Genomic DNA, 4,822 nt, shown 5'->3' with positions numbered 1-4,822 from the left:
TGGCGTTGACTTTTGGCACGCTGTTGAGTTCTCAAGGAACGGAAGCTTCCTTCGAGACCGTTTCACCGGCCCCTCCGGGCTTTCCCTTCGTTGTCTCCAACCTTACCAGATCCGTTTCGCGTTTCCGCTCTTCGTTTCCGGCCCCCTATTGGAGCGGGGTTTTTCGTTTCGCGCCTTCCGGCGTGTCCACCACGTTAGCGGATTTCCCCGGCGGTTCATAATCGAGCCATTCGGATCTGATTTCGGCATGCCAAAATCATCCCCGAGGGGAAGTCGTGCAGTAGTGGTTTGCCGCTGGGCGGCTTGAGTGGCCACCTCTGGAAGGTGACCCGTCCGAGGCAGCTTGAGAACACTACACCACGCCCCGGGGTGCTTCAAACCTGTGGCCGTCAACAGGTTTGCGCGTTACCTTCGGGGCATGACCGAGCATGCGCACTCGTACCTGTGGTGGGCCGCCTGACGGCGGCCGACGCTCAGCGCATGCATCCAACGGCCGCCGCTTCGGCGGCCGTCCGTGTTTCTGCTCCGGCTCGCCGACCGCGGTGGTCCCACAGCCGGGAGGAACAGCGATGACGAGGGTCTTCAGCGGGATCAAGCCGACGGGACACCTGACCCTGGGCAACTACCTGGGCGCCGTGCGGCAGTGGGCGGCTGTGGACCAGCACCGGGCCGAGTCGCTGTTCTGCGTCGTGGACCTGCACGCGCTCACCGTCGAGCACGATCCGGCGCGGGTGCGGCGGCTGAGCCGCCAGGCGGCGACGCTCCTGCTGGCCGCCGGCCTCGACCCGCAGGTCTGCACGCTCTTCGTGCAGAGCCATGTGGACGAGCACGCCCGCCTGGCGTACCTCCTCGAATGCACCGCCACGGACGGGGAGATGCGCAGGATGGTCCAGTACAAGGAGAAGGCGGCCAGGGAGCAGCGGCGGGGCGGCAGTGTGCGGCTGTCGTTGCTGACGTACCCCGTGCTGATGGCGGCGGACATCCTGGCGTACGGGGCGGACGAGGTGCCCGTCGGGGACGACCAGGCGCAGCACGTGGAGCTGACGCGGGATCTGGCGGTGCGGTTCAACCACCGTTACGGGCATGTGTTCACCGTCCCCCGTGCGGTGCTGCCGCAGGTGGCGGCGCGGGTGATGAACCTGCAGGACCCGGGGTCGAAGATGGGGAAGTCGGAGGACACCGGCCCGGGGATCGTCTACCTGCTCGACGAGCCCGACGTCGTCCGCAGGAAGGTGCTGCGGGCGGTGACGGACAGCGGGCAGGACGTGGCGTACGACCCGCAGGAGCGGCCGGGGGTGGCGAACCTGCTGGAGATCCTGTCGGCGTGCACGGGCCGGGCGCCCCAGGACCTCGCGGCGGGGTACGACTCGTACGGCGCCCTGAAGAGGGACACCGCCGAGGCCGTCGTCGAGGAACTGCGGCCGCTGTGGGAACGGCACGCGGAGCTGGTGGCCGACCCCGGCTACGTGGACGGGGTGCTCAGGGACGGTGCCGAGCGGGCGCGGGGCCTGGCCCGGCCGACGGTGGACGCGGCCTACCGGGCGATCGGGCTGCTGCCGCCGGGCTGAGGCCGTGCCGACGGCGGCCGGGGCCCGCTGACCCCGGCCGGCCGGTCGGTCAGCCGTTGCCGGAGGCGAGCTCGCGGCTGCGGTCGCGGGCGGCTTCCAGGGCGGCGATCAGGGCGTGGCGCACGCCGTGCTTCTCCAGTTCCCGGATGGCGTTGATGGTGGTGCCGGCCGGGGAGGTGACGGCCTCGCGGAGCTTGACGGGGTGCTCGCCGCTGTCGCGGAGCATCACGGCGGCGCCGATCGCGGACTGCACGATCAGGTCGTGGGCCTGGGCGCGCGGCAGGCCGAGGAGGATGCCGGCGTCGGTCATGGCCTCGACCAGGTAGTAGAAGTACGCGGGTCCGGAGCCGGAGAGGGCGGTGGCGGCGTCCTGCTGGTACTCGGGGATGCGCAGGGTCTTGCCGACCGGCTGGAAGATCTCCTCGGTGCGCAGCAGGTGCTCCTCGGCGGCGTGGCTGCCGCCGGAGATGACGGACATGCCCTCGTCGACCAGGACGGGGGTGTTGGGCATGACGCGGACGACCGCGATGCCGTCCGCGAGGCGCTCCTCGAAGAAGGAGGTCGGGACGCCGGCCGCGGCGCTGATGATCAGCCGGTCGGCGGCGACGTGCGGGGCGAGCTCCTCCAGGAGGGCCGACATGTCCTGCGGCTTCACGGCCAGGATGAGGGTGTCGGCGGTCTTGGCCGCCTCCTCGTTGGAGACCGATTCGACGCCGTAGCGGGCGTGCAGCTCCTGCGCGCGCGCCGGGCGGCGGGCGGTCACGAGGAGGTTCTCCGGCTGCCGGCCGGCACGGAGCATGCCCGACAGAAGGGCCTCGCCGATCTTGCCGGTGCCGAGCACCGCGACTTTCTGCGTCATAGGGGTCATCCTCGCACCGTGGGCGGCCCGGAGGCCGCGCCGTCCACGGTGCGGTCACCCTGGGGGATCAGGCCGTACGGCGGCGGAGCGTGGCCGCGCCGAGGGCGAGTGCGAGCGCGGCGCTGCCGGCGACGACGGCGATGTCGCGGACGAAGTCACGGGTGACGCCGGTGTGGGTGAGGACCTCCTGCATGCCGTCGACGGCGTACGACATGGGCAGGACGTGGGAGATGGCCTCCAGCACCGGCTGCATCCGGTCGCGCGGCATGAGCAGTCCGCAGAGCAGGATCTGCGGCAGCAGCACGGCGGGCATGAACTGCACGGCCTGGAACTCGCTGGCGGCGAAGGCGCTGACGAAGAGTCCGAGGGCGGTGCCCAGGCAGGCGTCGGCGAGGGCGACCAGGAGCAGCAGCCAGGCGGAGCCGGTGACGTCGAGGCCGAGCGCGAGGACGGCGAGCCCGGTGGCGAGGGCGGCCTGGACGACGGCGATGGCGCCGAAGGCGAGGGCGTACCCGGCCAGCAGGTCGCCCTTGCCGAGCGGCATGGACAGCAGGCGTTCCAGGGTGCCGGAGGTGCGTTCGCGCAGCGTCGCGATCGAGGTGACCAGGAACATCGTGATGAGCGGGAAGATGCCCAGCAGCGAGGCGCCGACGGTGTCGAAGGTGCGCGGGCTGGCGTCGTAGACCCAGGACAGCAGGGTGAGCAGGACGCAGGGCACGACGACCATCAGGGCGATGGTGCGCGGGTCGTGGCGCAGTTGCAGCAGTACGCGGCGGGCGGTGGCGAGGGTGCGGCGCGTGTTCATCGGACGGGCTCCTCGGCCTGGTGGGGGAGCTTCCCGGCGGCCTCGTCGACGAGGCGGAGGAAGGCGTCCTCGACGGTGGGGGCGCCGGTGCCTGCGCGCAGCTCGTCGGGGGCGCCCTGGGCGAGGATGCGGCCCTCGCGCATGAGCAGCAGCCGGTGGCAGCGCTCGGCCTCGTCCATGACGTGGCTGGAGACGAGGAGGGTGGCGCCCCGTTCGGCGGCGAGGCGGTGGAAGAGCTCCCACAGGTCGCGGCGCAGGACGGGGTCGAGGCCGACGGTGGGTTCGTCGAGCACGAGCAGTTCGGGGGTGCCGAGGAGCGCCACGGCGAGGGACACCCGGTTTAGTTGTCCGCCCGAGAGGTTGCCGGCGAGGGCGGTGGCGTGGGAGGCCAGGTCGACGTCGGCGATGGCGCGTTCGACGTGGTCGGAGGCGTCGCCGCCGAGGACGGCGGCGAAGTACTCGAGGTTCTGGCGGACGGTCAGGTCGAGGTAGACGGAGGCGGCCTGGGTCACGTAGCCGATGCGGGGGCGCAGGTCGCGGTGGCCGGCGGGCAGGCCGAGGACGTCGAGGGTGCCGGTGACGGCCGCCTGGGTGCCGACGACGGCGCGCATGAGGGTCGACTTGCCGCAGCCGCTGGGGCCGAGCAGGCCGGTGATCTCGCCACGGGGGACGGTGAACTCCAGGGCGTCCAGGACGGTGCGGCCGCCGCGGACGACGGTGAGCCCGGAGGCGTGCACGGCGGGTCCGGGGCCCGGTTCTCCGGGCTCCTCGGCTTTATTCATCATGCGGTGAATAATGCTCCGGAGCGCCTCGGGGCGTCAAGGAGCAGCGGATGCATCCGTTTGAGTGACGGATCATTTACACTCCGTTTGCTTAAAGAGCTTGCAAAATGGAGCGGCTGTCTGCGCAAAATGGAGGGCGGCTACGCATCGGAACGGGGGCACCTGTGGTATCGGCCAAGGGAGTTGCGCGTGCTGTCGCCGTCATGGCGGCACTGCTGCTCTCCCTGTTCGCGGCGATAGGCTGCGCCGCCGCCGAGCCCGTTCCCGTCTCCGGCCGCGGCGCGGGCACGACGGTGGCGCGCGTGGAGCCCGATACCCGGAACTGCCTGGCACGCAGGCACGGGAGCAACGGCATACGCCTGGTGCTGCCCGGGAGCGTGAGCGTCCCGGCACCGGCACCGGCACCACGGGGCGGCACCGGGACCGATGAGACGGTCCCGGCGGAAGGCGCCCAGGTGTCCGCCGCCGTGACGGCGCCGCGGACCGCCCGGCAGGCGGTACCCCTCTCCAGATCCGGAGAACTACCGATCGCCCTCGGCGCGTTCCGCTGCTGAGGCACGGCCTGCCGCCTGCCCTTCCCTCCTGACCGCGGTCGTCGCCCGCGGCCCGGGCCCCACCCGGCCCGGGCCCGCGCCGGCGCCCGCGCGTCCACGTGCACGCACATGCACTCGTACGCGGCGCCCGCGGTCCGGGAGAACCGTCCCCCCACACTGCTCGACCACGTACGCCCCCGCCCACGCCGGCGCCGGGGCGCAATGGAGGACACCCGCGTGAAGACCTTCATCCCCCCATCCCCCATCTCTTGTTC

General features: G+C 71.6%; 6 protein-coding genes. 3 read left to right on the top strand and 3 right to left on the bottom strand.

The window, feature by feature from the left end; translation table 11 throughout:
• On the top strand, positions 1-221 hold a 221-nt coding region (locus PV350_RS44560; protein ID WP_500339062.1), incomplete at its 5' end, for a hypothetical protein.
• A 348-nt stretch (positions 222-569) separates the two neighbouring features.
• Complete coding sequence (gene trpS / locus PV350_RS44555; RefSeq protein ID WP_500339061.1) at positions 570-1,568, top strand: tryptophan--tRNA ligase; 999 nt, start codon at positions 570-572, stop codon at positions 1,566-1,568.
• Positions 1,569-1,617: 49 nt separating this feature from the next.
• On the opposite strand, the gene proC is transcribed toward trpS, so the two are convergent.
• From proC to PV350_RS44540, 3 genes are all read right to left on the bottom strand, one after another.
• Positions 1,618-2,427 (bottom strand): pyrroline-5-carboxylate reductase, encoded by an 810-nt coding sequence (proC, locus tag PV350_RS44550; RefSeq protein WP_499513254.1) that lies wholly within the window; start codon positions 2,425-2,427, stop codon positions 1,618-1,620.
• 67 nt (positions 2,428-2,494) lie between these two features.
• Positions 2,495-3,232, bottom strand: a complete 738-nt coding sequence (locus PV350_RS44545; protein WP_500339060.1) for an ABC transporter permease — start codon at positions 3,230-3,232, stop codon at positions 2,495-2,497.
• Complete coding sequence (locus PV350_RS44540; protein ID WP_500339059.1) at positions 3,229-4,017, bottom strand: ABC transporter ATP-binding protein; 789 nt, start codon at positions 4,015-4,017, stop codon at positions 3,229-3,231. The genes PV350_RS44545 and PV350_RS44540 overlap by 4 nt, the downstream gene beginning before the upstream one ends.
• A 200-nt stretch (positions 4,018-4,217) precedes the next feature.
• Between PV350_RS44540 and PV350_RS44535 the strand changes: the two genes are divergently transcribed.
• A complete protein-coding gene (locus tag PV350_RS44535; RefSeq protein WP_499513251.1) occupies positions 4,218-4,568 on the top strand; it encodes a hypothetical protein in 351 nt (116 codons plus the stop codon).
• Positions 4,569-4,822 lie beyond the last annotated feature (254 nt).

It is taken from the genome of Streptomyces sp. PA03-6a (assembly GCF_033792765.1).
Taxonomy (GTDB): domain Bacteria; phylum Actinomycetota; class Actinomycetes; order Streptomycetales; family Streptomycetaceae; genus Actinacidiphila.
This window is presented reverse-complemented; position numbering and strand designations above follow the sequence as displayed.

Bases quoted from the DNA above. Each gene is read 5' to 3' on its own strand.
- trpS (WP_500339061.1), top strand. From the start codon at position 570: ATGACGAGGGTCTTCAGCGGGATCAAGCCGACGGGACACCTGACCCTG.
- proC (WP_499513254.1), bottom strand. From the start codon at position 2,427: ATGACGCAGAAAGTCGCGGTGCTCGGCACCGGCAAGATCGGCGAGGCC.
- PV350_RS44545 (WP_500339060.1), bottom strand. From the start codon at position 3,232: ATGAACACGCGCCGCACCCTCGCCACCGCCCGCCGCGTACTGCTGCAA.
- PV350_RS44540 (WP_500339059.1), bottom strand. From the start codon at position 4,017: ATGATGAATAAAGCCGAGGAGCCCGGAGAACCGGGCCCCGGACCCGCC.
- PV350_RS44535 (WP_499513251.1), top strand. From the start codon at position 4,218: ATGGCGGCACTGCTGCTCTCCCTGTTCGCGGCGATAGGCTGCGCCGCC.